This window comes from Streptomyces sp. NPDC014861 (assembly GCF_043081625.1).
Classification (GTDB): Bacteria; Actinomycetota; Actinomycetes; order Streptomycetales; family Streptomycetaceae; genus Streptomyces.
The window spans coordinates 216,058-234,413 of sequence record NZ_JBIBWV010000007.1 but is presented as its reverse complement, the minus strand read 5'-3'; the positions used below and the strand labels follow the sequence as shown (position 1 = coordinate 234,413).

At 72.9% G+C, this 18,356-nt stretch carries 14 protein-coding genes; 13 read left to right on the top strand and 1 reads right to left on the bottom strand.

The features are described 5' to 3' along the window. The 11 genes from ACF1BN_RS17405 to gatB all read left to right on the top strand — a co-directional run bounded on the left by ACF1BN_RS17405 (position 1) and on the right by gatB (position 12,857). Positions 1 to 429, top strand: coding sequence for a hypothetical protein (locus ACF1BN_RS17405; protein ID WP_392332464.1), 429 nt, complete (start codon positions 1 to 3; stop codon positions 427 to 429). Then, entirely contained in the window at positions 426 to 2,222 is a 1,797-nt protein-coding gene (locus ACF1BN_RS17400) for an alpha/beta hydrolase (protein WP_392332463.1), read from the top strand. Before ACF1BN_RS17405 ends, ACF1BN_RS17400 begins: the two co-directional genes overlap by 4 nt. 101 nt (positions 2,223 to 2,323) lie before the next feature. Next, entirely contained in the window at positions 2,324 to 2,788 is a 465-nt protein-coding gene (locus tag ACF1BN_RS17395) for a hypothetical protein (RefSeq protein ID WP_392332462.1), read from the top strand. Between the two features lie 14 nt (positions 2,789 to 2,802). After that, a complete protein-coding gene (locus ACF1BN_RS17390) occupies positions 2,803 to 3,501 on the top strand; it encodes an SDR family oxidoreductase (protein ID WP_392332461.1) in 699 nt (232 codons plus the stop codon). A gap of 2 nt (positions 3,502 to 3,503) precedes the next feature. Then, on the top strand, positions 3,504 to 4,502 hold the full coding sequence (locus tag ACF1BN_RS17385; protein WP_392332460.1) for a methionine synthase: 999 nt from the start codon (positions 3,504 to 3,506) through the stop codon (positions 4,500 to 4,502). A gap of 33 nt (positions 4,503 to 4,535) precedes the next feature. After that, entirely contained in the window at positions 4,536 to 6,737 is a 2,202-nt protein-coding gene (gene ligA, locus ACF1BN_RS17380; protein ID WP_392332459.1) for an NAD-dependent DNA ligase LigA, read from the top strand. 208 nt (positions 6,738 to 6,945) lie between these two features. After that, the gene (locus ACF1BN_RS17375; protein ID WP_392332599.1) at positions 6,946 to 9,174 is read left to right on the top strand and encodes a putative bifunctional diguanylate cyclase/phosphodiesterase; all 2,229 of its coding nucleotides are present in this window, start codon (positions 6,946 to 6,948) and stop codon (positions 9,172 to 9,174) included. Positions 9,175 to 9,294: 120 nt separating this feature from the next. Next, on the top strand, positions 9,295 to 9,591 hold the full coding sequence (gene gatC / locus ACF1BN_RS17370) for an Asp-tRNA(Asn)/Glu-tRNA(Gln) amidotransferase subunit GatC (protein ID WP_030492502.1): 297 nt from the start codon (positions 9,295 to 9,297) through the stop codon (positions 9,589 to 9,591). 2 nt (positions 9,592 to 9,593) lie between these two features. Further along, the gene (gatA, locus tag ACF1BN_RS17365) at positions 9,594 to 11,090 is read left to right on the top strand and encodes an Asp-tRNA(Asn)/Glu-tRNA(Gln) amidotransferase subunit GatA (RefSeq protein ID WP_392332458.1); all 1,497 of its coding nucleotides are present in this window, start codon (positions 9,594 to 9,596) and stop codon (positions 11,088 to 11,090) included. A gap of 5 nt (positions 11,091 to 11,095) precedes the next feature. Further along, positions 11,096 to 11,329, top strand: coding sequence for a hypothetical protein (locus tag ACF1BN_RS17360; protein WP_392332598.1), 234 nt, complete (start codon positions 11,096 to 11,098; stop codon positions 11,327 to 11,329). A gap of 16 nt (positions 11,330 to 11,345) precedes the next feature. Further along, on the top strand, positions 11,346 to 12,857 hold the full coding sequence (gene gatB, locus ACF1BN_RS17355) for an Asp-tRNA(Asn)/Glu-tRNA(Gln) amidotransferase subunit GatB (protein ID WP_392332457.1): 1,512 nt from the start codon (positions 11,346 to 11,348) through the stop codon (positions 12,855 to 12,857). 78 nt (positions 12,858 to 12,935) lie between these two features. On the opposite strand, the gene ACF1BN_RS17350 is transcribed toward gatB, so the two are convergent. Beyond that, positions 12,936 to 15,017 carry a protein kinase gene (locus tag ACF1BN_RS17350; protein WP_392332456.1) on the bottom strand — a complete coding sequence of 694 codons (2,082 nt, stop codon included), beginning with the start codon at positions 15,015 to 15,017 and terminating at the stop codon, positions 12,936 to 12,938. 423 nt (positions 15,018 to 15,440) lie between these two features. Here ACF1BN_RS17350 and ACF1BN_RS17345 point away from each other — a divergent pair, with 423 nt between their 5' ends. Both ACF1BN_RS17345 and ACF1BN_RS17340 read left to right on the top strand, forming a co-directional pair. Beyond that, the gene (locus ACF1BN_RS17345; RefSeq protein WP_392332455.1) at positions 15,441 to 17,684 is read left to right on the top strand and encodes an MMPL family transporter; all 2,244 of its coding nucleotides are present in this window, start codon (positions 15,441 to 15,443) and stop codon (positions 17,682 to 17,684) included. Then, positions 17,662 to 18,219 carry a GNAT family N-acetyltransferase gene (locus ACF1BN_RS17340; RefSeq protein WP_392332454.1) on the top strand — a complete coding sequence of 186 codons (558 nt, stop codon included), beginning with the start codon at positions 17,662 to 17,664 and terminating at the stop codon, positions 18,217 to 18,219. Before ACF1BN_RS17345 ends, ACF1BN_RS17340 begins: the two co-directional genes overlap by 23 nt. The last annotated feature ends 137 nt before the right edge of the window (positions 18,220 to 18,356 follow it).

Genomic DNA, 18,356 nt, shown 5'->3' with positions numbered 1-18,356 from the left:
TTGAGCGCGACGCAGCACTGGCAGGACATCTTCGGGGCGGTCGGGGACGACACCCGGATGAATCTGGCCTCCACGGACCCGGGCGGCCCCTCGGGCACGTCCGGAGCGGGCAACCTCAAGCACAGCGACGGCCCCTGGACCAGCGCCTCCGGGACGGCGGGCGCCGTGCGGACCAGCACCGAGACGAGCCGCGCCGCCCTCGGCCCCGGCCACGAGGGCGTGTCCTCCGGAGCCGCGGGTCTCTCCGCGCTCGCCGCGCTCACCGCCGTACGACGGTCGTGGGAGGACCGGCTCGTGTCCGTACGCGACGAATGCGAGGCGCTCCAGGGAACGCTGCTCGCGGTCGCGAAGGAAATGGGCGAGACCGACGCCTCGGTGAAGAGCTCCCTCGCCTCCATCGACACCAAGCCGGGGGAGGAGAAGCGATGACCGGCGCCACCCTCACCTGGCAGCAGCTGCGCGACCTCAGGACGTCCGAGCTCACGGAGGCCGGCGACGCCTGGCACCAGGTGTCGAACCGCTCGGACGCCGACAGGACACGGGTCGACCGGGCCATGTCCGCGAAGCTCCGCGAGACGCAGGAGAGCGAATCGGCGGAGGCGGCCCTCGGCCGGCTCCAGCGCCTCAGCCGCAACTTCCAGTACCTGCACAGTGAGTGCGGCCTCGTCCGGACGACGCTCAACGGCCTCGCCGCCGACCTCGCCGAACCGCAGACACAGCTGAAGAACGCCCTCGCCGACGCCTCCGCCCAGGGGCTCACCGTCCACGAGGACGGCTCCGTGAGCTACCCGGCCGCCGAGGTCACCGACCTGGCCGGCACCACGAAGCAGGCCCCCGGCGGCCTGGTCCGGGGCAGCGCCCGGCTTCCGCTGGAGGCGCCCCCGCTCGGCGTCTCCCCGGGCGGCTTCCCGGGCCTGCTGCCGCTCAACCCGAACCAGGCGAAGGCCCAGTCCGTCGCCGACCGCGTCGCCCGCGCCCTGCGGTCCGCCGGCGAGGTCGACGCCCGGTACGCGAAGACCCTCACCGGCCTGAAGGCGGAGAAGGGCCTCGACGTCACCGAGGCGACGCTGAAGGACGTCCGCCGGGACACCGCCGACGTGCGCGGCACGGCCGGCACGTACCTCGGTGAGGACGTACCGACCGACCGGAGCCCCGCCGAGCGCAAGAAGTGGTGGGACGGCCTGACGGACGAGCAGCGCGAGGAGTACCTGGAGGTCGCCCCCGACCTCGTCGGCGGCCTCGACGGCATCCCGGCCACCGCCCGCGACGAGGCCAACCGCACCTATCTGCCGATCCTCATGGACGAGCTGTCCCGGGAGGGCGGCGACGACGCGAAGACGAAGCTGGACGCCCTGCACGGCATCCAGAAGAAGCTGGGCGAGCCGAGCGACCCGCCGATGTTCCTCCTCGGCATCGGCGACGAGGGCAACGGCCGCGCGATCGTCTCGTACGGCAACCCGGACACGTCGAGGAACGTCTCGGCGTACGTACCGGGCCTGGGCACCAAGCTGAACGAGGAGTTCGTCGAGGACACGATGAAGCGGGCGCAGGACACGGCGAAGGGCGCCCGGCGACACGACCCGTCCAGCGCCTCCATCATCTGGCTCGGCTACGACGCCCCGCAGCACGTGGACGTCATGACGAAGGGCGACGCCCAGCGGGGCGCCCCGGCGTACAACGAGTTCATGGCGGGGCTCTCGGCGACCAACCAGAACGCGGATCCCCATGTCACGGCGATCGGCCACTCGTACGGTTCGCTCACCGTGGGTACGGCCGCCCAGCGACCCGGCGGCATCCCGGGCGCCGACGACATCATCCTCCTCGGCAGCCCCGGAGTGGACGCGCAGAAGGCGACGGAACTCGGGGTCGGCAAGGACCACGTCTTCGTCGGCGCGGCCGACAACGACCCGGTCACCCACCTGCCGAGCAAGGACGAGGCGGCGCTGGGCTGGATCACGGGCGGCCCGCTGGGCGTCCTGCCGGCCCGCGACCTCTTCGACATCGGCGACGACGACGTGTACTTCGGCAAGGACCCGGCGAGCGAGGCGTTCGACGCCCGCCGCTTCAAGGTCGACGACGGACCGGCGATGGTCCGGGAGGCGGGCGGCTTCGACGCGCACTCCCAGTACTTCACGCCGGAGCTGGATCCCGAGTCGGCCAAGAACATCGGGCGGATCGTCGCCGGCCGACCCGACCTGATCACCACGGAGGAGCACCGATGAGGCGTAGGGGACGGGCGGTGCGGGGTGCCGCCTCCGTCCTCCTGACGGGCGCGGTGCTCGCGGGATGCGGAACGCCGGACGGCGGAGGAGCGAAGTCGGACATGAACATGCAGGATGCGGCGAACAGCGCGGACGGGATGCTCGACGCGACGCTGAAGGCCATCGTGCCCGAGGTCCAGTGGGCCCACGACACGACCACCTCCGGGAGCTGCACGGTGACCCGGCGGCGTACGGTGACGACCGTCGTCTCCGAGCAGCGGCGCGGCAGTTTCCTGGGCGTGATCGAGCGCTTCTGGAAGAAGAGCGGATACGAGATCACCGGCGCGAACCCCCACAAGGAGGCGCCGGCCATCTTCGCCAGGACCTCCGACGGCTTCATGCTCTCCATGGAGGTCGCCTTCAAGGGGCAGGTGTTCTTCGACGTCACCACCCCCTGCGTCGAGAGGTCCGACGTCGCCGAGGCGACCACCGAGCCCAACGGCCCCGCCTACCCCCTCGGCGAGATCCCCACCCCGAACGTCCACTCCGACTTCTGGTCCGCCACCACGCCCGCCCCCGCCCCCTGACCGCAGGTGGGACCATGGTGACCATGGCTACTCATGTGATCACCGGGGCCGGCTCCGGCATCGGCGCCGCCGTCGCGCGGCGGCTGCACGCGCGCGGGGACGAGCTCGTGCTGCACGCGCGCGACGCGGGGCGCGCCAAGGAACTGGCGGCCGGGTTCCCCGGCGCCCGCACCCTCGTGGGAGACCTCGGCGACCCGGACCGGCTCTCCTGGGCGTTCTCGCACCAGAGCCTGCCCGACCGCGTCGACTCGCTGCTGCACATCGCCGGCGTCGTCGACCTCGGCACCGTGGGGGAGCTGACCCCCAAGGCCTGGCACCACCAGCTGAACGTCAACCTCATCGCCCCCGCCGAGCTCACCCGGCACTTCCTGCCGCAGCTCCGCCTCACCCAGGGCCACGTCGTCTTCGTGAACTCCGGCGCCGGACTCCACGCGCACGCCGAGTGGAGCGCGTACGCCGCCTCCAAGCACGGCCTGAAGGCGCTCGCCGACTCGCTGCGCCACGAGGAGCACGCCAACGGCGTCCGGGTCACCTCCGTGTACCCGGGCCGCACGGCCAGCCCCATGCAGGCCAAGGTGCACCAGCAGGAGGGCAAGGAGTACGACCCGGCGAAGTGGATCGACCCCGAGTCCGTCGCGACCACGATCGTGATGGCCCTCGACCTGCCGCGCGACGCCGAGGTCAACGACCTGACGGTCCGTCCGGGGCGATGACCATGAACGACGTTCCCCAGTGGGGCCCCGCCACCGGCGTCGGCTCGCTGCTCGGCGGCGACGCCCGCGAGGCCGCCAGGACCGTGACCGGTTCCTTCGAGGACTTCCCCTTCCTCGCCGAACTCCCCGCCCGCGGGCCCGGCGCCGACATGATCGGCCGCACCCTCGGGATGCTCGTCGACCTGTACGCGCACGTGGAGCCCAGCGGCTGGCGGATCAGCGACCGGCCCGGCCGCGACACCCGCCGCGCCCGCTCCTGGCTCGGCGAGGACCTCGACGCCTTGGAGGAGTTCACCCAGGGGTACGAGGGTCCGCTCAAGGTCCAGGCCGTCGGCCCGTGGACCCTCGCCGCCGCCCTCGAACTCCGCGGCGGCGAGGCGGCGCTCGGCGACCCCGGAGCCTGCCGCGACCTCGCCGCCTCCCTCGCCGAGGGCCTGCGCGAGCACCTCGCCGACGTGGCCAAGCGCGTCCCCGGCGCCCGGATCGTGCTCCAGCTCGACGAGCCCTCGCTGACCGCCGTCCTCCTCGGACAGATCCGTACCGCCAGCGGCTACCGCACCCACCGGGCCGTCGACCGGCAGGTCGTCGAGGCCGCGCTGCGGGACGTGATCGCCGTCCACGACGGGCCCGTCACCGTCCACTCCTGCGCCCCCGGCGTGCCCTTCGCCCTGCTCCGCAGGGCCGGAGCGGCCGGTGTCTCGTTCGACTTCGGGCTCCTCACCGAACGTGACGAGGAGCCCATCGGCGAGGCCGTGGAGGCCGGGACGAAGCTCTTCGCCGGTGTGGTGCCCTCCACCGACACGGCATTGTCGGACCCGGGCGGTAGCGTCATGGGTGTCAGGACGCTGTGGCGCAGGCTGGGGCTGAATCCGGGGACTCTCGCCGAGTCCGTGGTCGTCACCCCGACGTGCGGGCTCGCGGGCGCCTCGCCCGCCTACGCCCGGGCGGCGCTCGCCCACTGCGTCCGGGCGGCGAGATCGCTCGCGGACAACCCAGAGTGACCGGGTTCTGAAGGTACGGGAGGACGGACGAAGGTGGCAGTCGAACAGGGGGCCCTGCCCGGTGCGGAGACGGTCGTGCCCTCCGAGGCACGCGAGAAGCACGCCGCACTGGCCGAGCAGGTCGAGGAGCACCGCTTCCGGTACTACGTGAAGGACCAGCCGGTCGTCAGCGACGCGGAGTTCGACCGGCTCCTGCGCGCCCTGGAGGCGCTGGAGGAGGAGCACCCGGAGCTGCGCACGCCCGACTCGCCGACCCAGAAGGTGGCCGGGCAGTACGAGACCGAGTTCACCGCGGTCGAGCACCGCGAGCGCATGCTCTCGCTGGACAACGCCTTCGACGACGAGGAGCTGGCCACCTGGGCCGAGCGCGTCGCCCGGGACGTCGGCACCCCCGACTTCCACTTCCTGTGCGAGCTCAAGGTCGACGGCCTCGCCGTCAACCTCACCTACGAGCACGGCCGGCTCACCCGCGCCGCCACCCGCGGCGACGGCCGCACCGGCGAGGACATCACGCCCAACGTGCGCACGATCGCCGACATCCCCGAGCGCCTCCGGGGCGACCGGATCCCGGAGCTCGTCGAGATCCGGGGCGAGGTCTACTTCCCCATGGAGGCGTTCCAGGCGCTCAACGCCCGTCTGGTCGAGGCCGGCGACAAGCCCTTCGCCAACCCGCGCAACGCTGCCGCCGGCTCGCTGCGCCAGAAGGACCCCAAGGTCACCGCCACCCGCCCGCTCCACATGGTGGTCCACGGCATCGGCGCCCGCCGGGGCTTCGACATCGCCCGGCTCTCGGAGGCGTACGAGCTGCTGCGCGAGTGGGGCCTGCCCACCTCCACACACAACAAGGTGGTCGGCTCCCTCCCCGAGGTGCGCGAGTTCATCGCGCACTACGGCGAGAACCGGCACTCCGTCGCCCACGAGATCGACGGCGTCGTCGTCAAGCTCGACGAGATCCCCCTCCAGGGCCGGCTCGGCTCCACGGCGCGCGCCCCGCGCTGGGCGATCGCGTGGAAGTACGCGCCGGAGGAGGTCAACACCAAGCTGGTCGACATCAAGGTCGGCGTCGGCCGCACCGGCCGCGTCACCCCGTACGCCCAGGTGGAGCCCGTCACCGTGGCCGGCTCCGAGGTCGAGTTCGCCACTCTCCACAACCAGGAGGTGGTGAAGGCCAAGGGCGTCCTCATCGGCGACACCGTGGTGCTCCGCAAGGCCGGCGACGTCATCCCCGAGATCCTCGGCCCGGTCGCCGACCTGCGGGACGGCACCGAGCGGGAGTTCGTGATGCCGGCCGAGTGCCCCGAGTGCGGCACGGCGCTCAAGCCGATGAAGGAGGGCGACATCGACCTCCGCTGCCCGAACGCCCGGACCTGCCCGGCCCAGCTCCGCGAGCGGCTCTTCTTCCTCGCGGGCCGCCAGTGCCTGGACATCGAGAACTTCGGCGCGGTGGCCGCCGCCGCCCTCACCCGGCCCCTGGAGCCGTCCGAGCCGCCGCTCACCGACGAGGGCGACCTCTTCGACCTCACCATCGAGCGGCTGCTGCCCATCAAGGCGTACGTGCTCGACGCCGACTCCGGGCTGCCCAAGCGCGACCCGAAGACCGGCGAGGAGAAGATCGTCACTGTCTTCGCCAACCAGAAGGGCGAGCCGAGGAAGAACGCGCTCGCCATGCTGGCGAACATCGAGGCCGCCAAGACCCGTCCGCTCGCCCGTTTCATCAACGGCCTCTCCATCCGCCACGTCGGCCCCGTCGCCGCCGAGGCGCTGGCCCGCGAGTTCCGCTCCCTGGAGCGGATCGAGCAGGCCACCGAGGAGGAGCTCGCCGCCGTCGACGGCGTCGGCGGGATCATCGCCGCCGCCGTGAAGCAGTGGTTCTCCGAGGAGTGGCACCGCGAGATCGTGCGGAAGTGGCGCGCCGCCGGCATCGCCCTGGAGGACGAGGGCGCGGGGGAGGACGAGGGACCCCGCCCGCTGGAGGGCCTCACGGTCGTCGTGACCGGCACCCTGGAGCAGTTCACGCGGGATGGCGCAAAAGAATCGCTCCAGAGCCGCGGAGCGAAGGTCACCGGTTCCGTTTCGAAGAAGACGGGCTTCGTCGTCGTGGGGGAGAACCCGGGCTCCAAGTACGACAAGGCCATGCAGCTGAAGGTTCCGGTTCTGGACGAGGACGGCTTCAAGATCCTGCTCGAACAGGGTCCCGAGGCCGCCCGCGAGGTCGCACAGCCGATCGAGGAGTAACCACCGGTCACCCCTCTCCGGCCCCGGGAAGCTCACCCGTTCGGCGCATACCAGATCGTTACGGGTGGCCAGGTCGCATTCGGGCAAGAGAGGGAGAGCGCTGCCCCTCGGCGCCCTCGGCAGCCTAGTGTGGTGACCGTGCGTCTCGTCCCGCACCGCCGCGCGAGGGTTCTGCGCGGCCGTGCGCCAGGACGAACGGCCCCGTGCCCTGCGCCCCGCCCCTCGAAGCCGGCGGGGCGCACCAGCGGACGTCGGACGCCACCCGGGCCGCCTCGCCGCGGCCCATCCGACAGCGACGGCACCGCCGCCTGTGAGAGGGACGGGAATGGAACCGACCGAGAGTGCCGCCCCGGTGCCACGGCCGCGCGGCCGGGTGCTCCCCGCGGGCTTCACCGGACTGCCCGCCGCCGTGGTGGGCACCGCCGCCGCCGTGCTCGTCACCGGGCTCCAGCGCGCCCTGAGCACCGGCGACCCGCTCTTCCCCGGCGGGGTCGCCGGCTGGTCCCTCGCCCTCCTCACCGGCCTCATCGTCGGCCATCTCGTGGCCCTCGGCCGCGAGCGCTGGTGGGGCGGCACCGGCTCCGGCGCCGCCCTCACCCTCGCGGTCCTCCTGCTGTACGGCTGGGTGCCCGCCGGGCTCGTCTCGCTCACCGTCGTCGTCCTCGTCAGCGCCGCCCGCCGGCACCGCTGGCGCCAGGGCCTGCTGCACGGCGCCGCCGACATCCTCGGCGTCGGCGCCGCCGCGCTCGTCCTCGCCCTCTTCGGCGACGTCCCCGGCGTCACCGACCCGTGGCACCCGCTCGACTGGGGGATCGCCGACGTCCCGGAGGTCGTCCTCGCCGCCGGCGTCTACCTCCTCGCGACCCGGCTGCTGCTGTGGTACACCCTCGCCCCGCCCGGCCGCGGCCTGCCCACCGTCGCCCGCACCGCCCTCCTCCGGCAGGGCCTCGTCGCCGTCGCCCTGCTCGGCATCGCCCCGCTGATCTGCGTCGTCGCCGCCGCCTTCCCGCTGCTCCTGCCGCTCTTCGCGATCCCCCTGATCGCCCTCGACTCCACCCTCTGGATCGCCCGCGCCCGCGCAGAGGAACAGCTCCGCGACCCGCTCACCGGCCTCCCCAACCGCCAGTGGCTGCTGGAGCGCACCTGGACCGCCCTGGAGGACGCCGAGGGCGAGCAGGCCCGCGCCGCTCTCGTCCTCATCGACCTCGACCGCTTCCGCTCGGTCAACGACACCCTCGGCCACCTCGCCGGCGACCGGCTCCTCCTCCAGATCGCCGAACGGCTCCGGCTCGCCCTGCCCCGCGGCGCCGAGGCCGCCCGGCTCGGCGGCGACGAGTTCGCCGTCCTGCTCCCCGTCGCCGACTCCACCACCAGCGCCCAGCGCGTCGCCCGCCACCTCGTCGCCGCCCTGTCCTCCCCGCTCGACCTCGACGGGCTCACCCTCGTCCTGGAGGCCAGCGCCGGCGTCGCCGTCTACCCCGACCACGCCGGCGACGCCGAGGGGCTGCTGCGCCGCGCCGACGTCGCCATGTACCAGGCCAAGCGCGACCGCACCGGCGTCGAGGTCTACGAGTCCAAGCGCGACTCCAACACCCCCGACCGGCTCGGCCTCCTCGGCGACCTGCGCCGCGCCCTCGACGCCGGCGACGTCGAGCTCCACTACCAGCCCAAGGTCCGCTTCGACGGCCAGGTCGCCGGCCTCGAAGCCCTCGTCCGCTGGGTCCACCCCGAGCGCGGAAAGGTTCCACCGGACGAGTTCATCGCCATCGCCGAGTCCTCGGGCCTGATGCCGCACCTCACCGAGTACGTCCTGGAGACCGCCCTCGCCCAGGTCGCCCGCTGGCGCGCCCAGGGCCTGGAGGTGCCCGTCGCCGTCAACGTCTCGCCCCGCGACGTCCACACCCCCGGCTTCGCCGGCGCCGTCGCCGCCCGGCTCGCCCGACACGGCGTACCGGCGGGCTCGCTCCAGCTGGAGATAACGGAGCACGTCCTCCTGGAGGACCCCCAGCGCGCCGCCGACACCCTGAACGGCCTCACCGGCCACGGCGTCAAGATGTCCCTGGACGACTTCGGCACCGGCTACTCCTCCCTCGTCCACCTCCGCCGCCTCCCGGTCAGCGAGCTGAAGATCGACCGCTCCTTCGTCGCCCGGCTCGCCGTCGACACCGAGGACGCCGAGATCGTCCGCTGCACCGTCGACCTCGCCCACTCGCTCGGCCTGCTGGTCGTCGCCGAGGGCGTCGAGGACGACGAGACCTGGGAGCGGCTGCGCGACCTGGGCTGCGACGCCGTCCAGGGCTGGCTGGTCTCCGCCGCCATGCCGCCCGCCGAGACCACCGCCTGGCTGCTCGCCCGCGGCGAGCACGGCTGGCGCCGGGCCGCCGAGACCAGCCCCGTGATCGAGCTCGACCCGGCCCCCGGACACGCCGTGCAGTGACCCGGTGAGGGTCGGCCCGGGCGGCCCCGGGGGCCGCCCGGGCCGACCGTTTCACGGGGAGCGGCGCGGGCCCCATAGGATTGGGCCCACATCATCAGACTCACCCCAGAGGATCGCTGCATGCCTGGCATCACGCGCGAGGAGGTCGCACACCTCGCTCGGCTGGCGCGTCTGGAACTCGCCGACGAGGAACTCGACCACTTCGCCGGTCAGCTCGACGACATCATCGGCGCGGTCGCCCGCGTCTCCGAGGTCGCCGAGCAGGACGTACCGCCGACCTCCCACCCGCTGCCGCTGACGAACGTCATGCGCGCGGACGAGGTCCGTCCTTCGCTCACCCCCGCGCAGGCGCTCTCCGGCGCCCCCGCCCAGGAACAGCAGCGTTTCAAGGTGCCGCAGATCCTGGGGGAGGACTGACCATGACGGACATCATCATCAAGCTCACCGCCGCCGAGATCGCCGCGAGGATCGCCTCGGGCGAGCTCACCGCGGTCGAGGTGACCGAAGCCCACCTGGCCCGCATCGAGGCCGTGGACGAGAAGGTCCACGCCTTCCTCCACGTCGACCGCGAGGGCGCCCTCGCGCAGGCCCGCGCCGTCGACGAGAAGCGCGCCCGCGGCGAGAAGCTCGGCCCGCTGGCCGGCGTCCCGCTGGCCCTCAAGGACATCTTCACGACCCGGGGCGTGCCCACCACGGTCGGCTCGAAGATGCTGGAGGGCTGGATCCCGCCGTACGACGCGACCCTGGTCGAGCGCCTCAAGGCGGCCGACGTGGTCATCCTCGGCAAGACCAACATGGACGAGTTCGCCATGGGGTCCTCCACCGAGAACAGCGCCTACGGCCCGACCGGCAACCCCTGGGACCTCACCCGGATCCCCGGCGGCTCCGGCGGCGGCTCCTCGGCCGCGCTCGCCGCGTTCCAGGCCCCGCTCGCCATCGGCACGGACACCGGCGGCTCGATCCGCCAGCCCGCCGCCGTCACCGGCACCGTCGGCGTCAAGCCGACCTACGGCGCGGTCTCCCGCTACGGCATGGTGGCCTTCTCCTCCTCCCTCGACCAGGGCGGCCCCTGCGCCCGCACGGTCCTGGACGCGGCCCTGCTGCACGAGGCGATCGCCGGGCACGACCCGCTCGACTCCACCTCCGCGGCCCTTCCGGTCCCGCCCGTGGTCGAGGCCGCGCGCAACGGCTCGGTGGCCGGGATGCGCGTCGGCGTCGTCAAGCAGTTCCGCGGCGAGGGCTACCAGGCCGGCGTCATGCAGCGCTTCGACGAGTCCGTCGAGCTGCTGAAGGAGCTGGGCGCCGAGATCGTCGAGCTGGACTGCCCCAGCTTCGACCTGGCCCTGTCGGCGTACTACCTGATCGCGCCGTCCGAGTGCTCGTCCAACCTGGCCCGTTTCGACGGACTGCGGTACGGCCTGCGCGCCGGCGACGACGGCACCCGCTCCGCGGAGGACGTCACCGCCCTCACCCGCGAGGCCGGCTTCGGCCCCGAGGTGAAGCGCCGCATCATCCTCGGCACCTACGCGCTCAGCTCCGGCTACTACGACGCGTGGTTCGGCTCGGCCCAGAAGGTCCGCACCCTCATCACCCGCGAGTTCGACCAGGCCTTCGAGCAGGTCGACGTGATCGTCTCCCCGACGACCCCGACCACCGCCTTCCCGATCGGCGAGCGCGCCGACGACCCGATGGCGATGTACCTCGCGGACCTGTGCACCATCCCGACCAACCTGGCCGGAAACGCCGCCATGTCGCTGCCCTGCGGCCTGGCGCCGGAGGACGGTCTCCCGGTCGGGCTGCAGATCATCGCCCCCGCCATGCAGGACGACCGGCTCTACAGGGTCGGTGCCGCCGTCGAGGCCGCCTTCGTGGAAAAGTGGGGCCACCCGCTGCTTGAGGAGGCTCCGTCGCTGTGAGTGCCATGGCAAAGAAGGCCAAGAACTTCAAGAAGTCGAAGACCGGTGTCTACGTCTCGCTCGCGACCACCGCGTTCGGTGCCGTCAGCGTCGCCAAGCAGGCCAAGCTGGCCCGCAACGACAACGACGTGCTGCGGCTGATCGACTCCGCCGTGTCCGCCGCCGCCATCGTGACCGGCCTCGCGATCCTGTACCGCGAGCTGAAGCGCCTCGGCGACGACGACGTCCTGCTGGGCTGAGAGGGAAAGTTCCACCGTGACTGTCACTGAACTGCTGTCGTACGAGGCGGCACTGGCCTCGTTCGACCCCGTCATGGGCCTGGAGGTCCATGTCGAGCTCGGCACGCGGACCAAGATGTTCTGCGGCTGCTCGACCGAGCTGGGCGCCGAGCCCAACGCACAGACCTGCCCGACCTGTCTCGGCCTGCCCGGCGCGCTGCCGGTCGTGAACGAGATCGGCGTCGAGTCCGCCATCAAGATCGGCCTCGCGCTGCACTGCGAGATCGCCGAGTGGTGCCGCTTCGCCCGGAAGAACTACTTCTATCCGGACATGCCGAAGAACTTCCAGACCTCCCAGTACGACGAGCCGATCGCCTTCGACGGCTACCTGGACGTCCAGCTGGAGGACGGCGAGGTCTTCCGCGTGGAGATCGAGCGCGCCCACATGGAGGAGGACACCGGCAAGTCCACCCACATCGGTGGCGCGACCGGCCGCATCCACGGCGCCTCGCACTCGCTGCTCGACTACAACCGGGCCGGCATCCCGCTCATCGAGATCGTCACCAAGCCGATCGTCGGTGCCGGCGAGCGGGCCCCCGAGGTCGCCAAGGCGTACGTGGCCGAGCTGCGCGAGCTGATCCGCGCCCTGGGCGTCTCCGAGGCGCGCATGGACCAGGGCCAGATGCGCTGCGACGTCAACCTGTCGCTGATGCCGAAGGGTTCCGAGACCTTCGGCACCCGCTCGGAGACGAAGAACGTCAACTCGCTCCGCTCGGTCGAGCGGGCGGCGCGCTTCGAGATCCAGCGCCACGCGGCGGTCCTGGAGTCCGGCGGCTCGATCGTGCAGGAGACCCGTCACTTCCACGAGGACGACGGCTCCACCACCTCCGGCCGCATCAAGGACAACGCCGAGGACTACCGCTACTTCCCGGAGCCGGACCTGGTCCCGGTCGCCCCGGCCCGCGAGTGGGTCGAGGAGCTGCGGAAGGGCCTGCCCGAGCTGCCCCGCGTGCGCCGCAACCGGCTGCGCGAGGAGTGGGCCGTCTCCGAGCAGGAGATGCAGTCCATCCTCAACGCCGGCGCGGTCGACCCGATCGTCGCCACCGTCGAGGCGGGCGCCGACGCGGCCTCCGCCCGCAAGTGGTGGATGGGCGAGCTGGCCCGCAACGCCAACGAGAAGGGCGTCTCCCTGGAGGAGCTGCCCATCACGCCGGCGGACGTGGCCCGGGTCTCGGCCCTGGTCGCCGGCGGCGACCTCAACGACAAGCTGGCCCGCCAGGTCATCGAGGGGGTCCTCGCCGGCGAGGGCACCCCGGACGAGGTCGTCGAGAAGCGCGGTCTGAAGGTCGTCTCCGACGACGGCGCGCTCGGCGCGGCCGTCGACGAGGCCATCGCGGGCAACGCGGCCATCGCGGACAAGATCCGCGGCGGCAAGGTGGCGGCGGTCGGCGCCCTGGTCGGCGCGGTCATGAAGGCCACCCGCGGTCAGGCCGACGCGGCGAAGGTCAAGGACCTCATCCTGGAGAGGCTGGGCGTCAGCGAGGGCTGATCCCGGTCTCCGGATCGAGAACCAGAGGGGCCCCGCACCGGAATTCCGGTGCGGGGCCCCTCCCGTTCCCGACGCGGGTCAGCGCTTCAGCATCGGGGCCGCGATCACACCGTCGCCGGAGTCCGTGCAGGTCTCCTCGATCTTCAGGCGCAGCCGAAGGGCACCGCTGATGTCCAGAGTCTCGGTGATCGGCTTGCCCAGCCGGACGGTCTCGTTGAAGAGGGCGGGCTTGTCGTCGACGGAGATCACGACCCGCGCGGTCTCGACCTTGGAGCCGTCGTCGACGCCCGCCGTGAACTCGAAGGTCTTCCACTCCCGGTTGAGGTCGTACTCGACATAGGCGCCGTAGTAGCAGTCGCCGATCAGAGCGGAGCCATGCTCCTTGGTGTTGATCTTGGCGCTGCCGACCTCGAAGTTGTCGGGCTCGCTGACCGAGGCGAGGGTGGTCAGGTCGGCCTCGGTCGCGTCCGGCACGGAGCCGGGGGCGACGGTCGGGGTGCCGCTCGCGGTCGGCTCCTCCGAGGTCGCTTCCGGGCTCGGCGACTCGGTGGTCGGCTCCGTCGTCGGCTCCTCCGTGGGCGCCTCCGTGGTGGGTTCCTCGGTGGGCGTCCCGGAGGTGGCCGGAGCGGAGGAGCTCGCGCCGGCCGCCTGGTTGTTCTTGGTGTCCTTCGCGTCGCGGTCGCCGAGCAGCCGGATCCCGACCACCGCGAGGACGGCGATCAGGAGGACGCCCGCGACGGCGCCGATCAGCGGACCCTTGCGGCGCTTGCGCGGTGCGGGCGAGCGCTGCGGCCTGGGACCGGTCGGCCCGCCCGGGCCGCCGACGGTGGGCATCCCGGCCGTGGGCGGCCCGTACCCCTGTCCGCCGTTCCCGGGCCCGCCGTACGTCGGCACACCGGCGCCCGGCGGCCCGTACGCGCCCTGCCCGGCGTCGTAGCCCACGGGGGCGCCCGGGACCGGCGCGGGCGCGCCGAAGCCCGTGGGGGCCGTGTCGGAGGGCGCCGACGCCGGGGTCGGCGCCGGGGACGCTGGGGTGGGTGCGGGGGTCGACGGCTGGGACGGAGCAGGCGTCGGCGTCGGCGCGGGGTCCTCCGGAGCGGCGTCCTGCGGCGCCGCGTCCCGGGGTGCCGCGTCCTGGGGTGCGGCGGACGGCGCCTCGGTCGGCGGGGGCCCCACCGGCGGGGCCGTCGGGAGCGGCGGCACGGCCGGGGCGTCGGCCGGGCGGGGCGGGACCGCGTCCCGCGGTGTCGCCGGGCGGGAGGTGGTCGTGGTGGAGACCACCCCGTGCCGGACCTCCTTGACCCACGAGGACAGCGACAGCGGGCGCTTGTCCGCGTCGGCCGCCGCGATGGCCAGCACCTTCCTCCGCTGGTCCGCCGGCAGCCCGGCGATCTGCGGGATGCCGGCGAACGCCGCCGCGAGCTGCTCGGGCGCGGACGGCGGGGACTGGCCGCTCAGCAGGAAGTAGGCGATGGCGCCGAAGGCGTACCGGTCGGTGGCCGGGGTCCGCTTGCCCTCGAAGATCTCCGGCGCCGCGTACCCGGGCGTGAACCAGACCTCGGCGGTCTGGTGGTCGGCGGTCAGCTTGCTGAGGCCGAAGTCGACGAGGGTGGCCTGGCCGTGCTCGTCCACCATCACGTTGCCCGGCGAGAGGTCGCCGTGCACCACGGTCCGCCCCGACGGCGTGGCCTTGCCGGAGTGCAGCCAGTCGAGGACGTCCGCGAGCTGTTCGAGCGTCCGCATCACCTCGCGCCGCTCGGCGGGCGTCGTCAGCGTCCGCTCGGCGCGCCAGTCGCGCAGATCGAGGCCGTCGACGTGGTTCATGACGAGGACGAGCGCCCGGCCGGTGAGCGTGCCGGACTCGCCGGGCGCGTGGATGGGCGAGCCCTGGAAGTGCTCCCGCACGCCGACGACGCCGGGACGGCTGACGAACCGCAGCAGCTCGGCCTGCTCGTTCCACTTGCGGCTGACCCGCTCGAAGATCTCCGGCGTGATCGTCGTCTTGGAGTCCAGGACCTTCACGACGACGGGTTCGGTACCTCCCGCGAGCTCGATCTCGGCGAGATAGAGCACCGCCTCCCCGCCCCGCCCGATGGAGCGCAGCAGCCGATAGCGGTCCGGTGCGGAGTCAGGCCCGATGTGGTGTGCCGACTTGCTCAACGTTCCCCCAAGGCACAGTGAATGACAGGAAGTCAGCTTGCCGCCCGGCCACCGCCGTGGTCAACCGGAGAAGCCTCGCCGGACAGCGGCGGATCCCGGGCCCGCGCCGCCGGTCCCGACCGTCCGCGCGAGCGCCTCCGTCCCGCCTTCAGGACCGCCCCGGGACACCCGACGGGGCGGGCGCGAGGCCCGTGGGGCGGGGGCGCGGGCGATGCCGTGAGAGCGGGGCCCGGGTGCCGGACGCGGCGGTCGGGGCCCGGGTACCGGGTGTGAGGGCCGGGGCCTGGGCGTCGGGTGTGACGGTCGGGTGGGTGCCGGTCCTCGTAAGCCGCGAGCTGTGAGGATCGACACGAAACGGGCAAACGATCACGTTTGGCTGCGACAGTGGGCCGCGAGCACCGATCCAGGCAGGGAGCACGTCCTTTGGCAGCCATCGCACGGTGGTTCATCCGGCACCGCCTCGTCGCCGTCCTCCTGTGGGTCCTCGCCCTCGTCGGAGTGGGCGGCGCCGCCGCCTTCGCCGGCAGCGCGTACTCGAACGACTACGAGGTGCCCGGCACCGAGTCGGGACGCGCCACCGCCCTCCTCGACCGAGGCTTCGAGGGGCTCGGCGGCGACACGGACACCATCGTCTGGCACACCGAGCGCGGCAGCGTCCGCGCCGACGCCGTCCAGGAACGGGTCGGACCGATGCTGGAGGAGGTCGCCGGCCTGCCCGGTGTCGCCGCCGTCGCCTCCCCGTACGGGGACGGCGCCGCGCGCGGCCAGGTGAGCGAGGACGGGCGCACCGCCTACGCCACCGTGACCTTCCACGAGCAGGCCGACGACATCCCCGTCTCCCAGGCCCGAGCCCTCGTCGACACGGCGAAGGCCGCCGGGACCGACGGGCTCCAGGTGGAGCTCGGAGGCGGCGCCGTCGCCCTCACCGAGGCGCCCGGCGGGCACATCGCCGAGGCCGTCGGGGTGGCCGTGGCCGCCGTCGTCCTCTTCCTCGCCTTCGGCTCCCTCGCCGCCTCCCTGCTGCCCATCGCGACCGCCCTGGTCAGCGTCGGCATCGCCTACTCCGGGATCGTGCTCCTCGGGCACATGATGACCGTCGCCGACTTCGCGCCCATGCTCGGCATGCTCATCGGCCTCGGCGTCGGCATCGACTACGCGCTCTTCATCGTCACCAGGCACCGCAAGGGCCTGAAACGCGGCCTGAGCGTCGCCGAGGCCGCCGAGACCGCCGTCGCCACCACCGGCAGGGCCGTCGTCTTCGCGGGCGCCACGGTCTGCATCGCCCTGCTCGGCATGCTCATCCTCCGGCTGAGCTTCCTCAACGGAGTCGCCCTGGCGGCCTCCCTCACCGTGGTCCTCACCGTCGCCGCCTCGGTCACCCTGCTGCCCGCGCTGCTCTCCCTCATCGGCATGCGCGCCCTCTCCCGGCGCGAGCGCCGGGCGCTCGCCGAGCACGGGCCGCAGCCCGAGCTGCCCACGGGCTTCGCCGCCCGCTGGTCCGCCTTCGTCGAGCGCCACCCCAAGCTCCTCGGCGCCGTCGCCGCCGTCGTGATGACGGTCCTCGCGCTGCCCACCCTCTCGCTCCACCTCGGCACCTCGGACCAGGGCAACAACCCGGCCTCCGCCACCACGCGGCAGGCGTACGACCTCCTCGCCGACGGCTTCGGACCGGGCGTCAACGGCCCGCTGACCCTCGTCGCCGGGCTCGACGGCGCCGACGACCGCGTCGCCCTCGACCAGCTCCCGGACGCGCTGGCCGCCACCAAGGGCGTCGCCTCCGTCTCCCCGGTCACCTACAACGGCTCAGGCGACACCGCCGTCCTCACCGTCGTACCCGACTCCTCCCCGCAGTCCGAGGCCACCAGCGAGCTCGTCGACCGGCTCCGGCAGGACGTGATCCCGGCCGCGGAGAGCGGCACCTCCCTCGACGTCCACGTCGGCGGCATCACCGCCTCGTACGACGACTTCGCCGAGATCATCGTCGGCAAGCTGCCGCTCTTCGTCGGGGTGGTCGTCGCCCTCGGCTGCCTGCTCCTGCTGCTCGCCTTCCGGTCCATCGGCATCCCGCTCAAGGCCGCCGCCATGAACATCGCCGCCGTCGCCTCGGCCTTCGGCATCGTCGTGGCGATCTTCCAGTGGGGCTGGGGCGCCGAACTGCTCGGCCTCGGCAGCGCGGGGCCGATCGAGCCCTTCCTCCCCGTGATCATGGTCTCGGTCCTCTTCGGCCTCTCCATGGACTACCAGGTCTTCCTGGTCAGCCGGATGTACGAGGAGTGGCTGGAGACCGGCGACAACCGGCGGGCGGTGCGGGTCGGCCTCGCCGAGACCAGCCGGGTGATCAACTCCGCCGCGGTGATCATGATCGCGGTCTTCCTCGCCTTCGTCCTCTCCGGCGACCGGGTCATCGCGATGTTCGGCATCGCGCTCGCCGCCGCCGTCGCCCTCGACGCCTTCGTCCTGCGGACCCTCCTCGTCCCCGCCCTCATGCACATGCTCGGCGGCGCCAACTGGTGGCTGCCCCGGAGCCTCGACCGGATCCTGCCCCGGATCAGCATCGAGCCGCCGGAATCCCGTGCCGCCGCGGACGTCCGTGCGAAGATCCCCGGGCAGCGTGTGACAGCACCGACCACGGAGGAGCACGAGGATGTTCGCGATATCGCTGGGTGACGACGGCGCCGAGCTGCGGCCCCTGGAGCCCTGGCAGGCGGAGGAGTTCCTCGCCCACATGGAGCGCGGCAGGGAGTTCATCGGCACCCACATCGGCCTCGCCGACGCCGTCCACGACCTCGACTCCGCCCGTGCCTTCCTCCGCTCCTACGCCGAGAAGGCCGCGAACGACGCCGGACGCATCTACGGCATCTGGGCCGACGGGACCCTGGTCGGCGGCGTCATGTTCCGCACCATGGACGTGACCGCGGGCAACGCCGAGGTCGGCTGCTGGCTGGAGCCCGCCGCCGCCGGCCGCGGGCTGGTCACCCGCGCCTGCCGCACCCTCATCGACTGGGCCGTCGACCGGCGCGGCATCCACCGCCTCGAATGGCTCGTCTCCACGAAGAACCAGCCCAGCATCGCCGTCGCCCGCCGGCTCGGCATGACCAGGGACGGCGTCCTGCGCGAGAACTTCGCTCACCGCGGCACCCGCGTCGACACCGAGGTCTGGTCCCTCCTCGCCCCCGACTGGCGCGCCGCCCGATCCGCCTAGGCACCCCCGCACCGCCGTACGGGGGAGGCCCGGGGGGCGCCCTAAGGCACCCCCCGGGCCTCCCTAAGGCCCCCCGTACCCCGAACATGCGGCACTCGCCCGATGCCCCGGCACCGGCTGGGCGAGGAAGGTGGAGG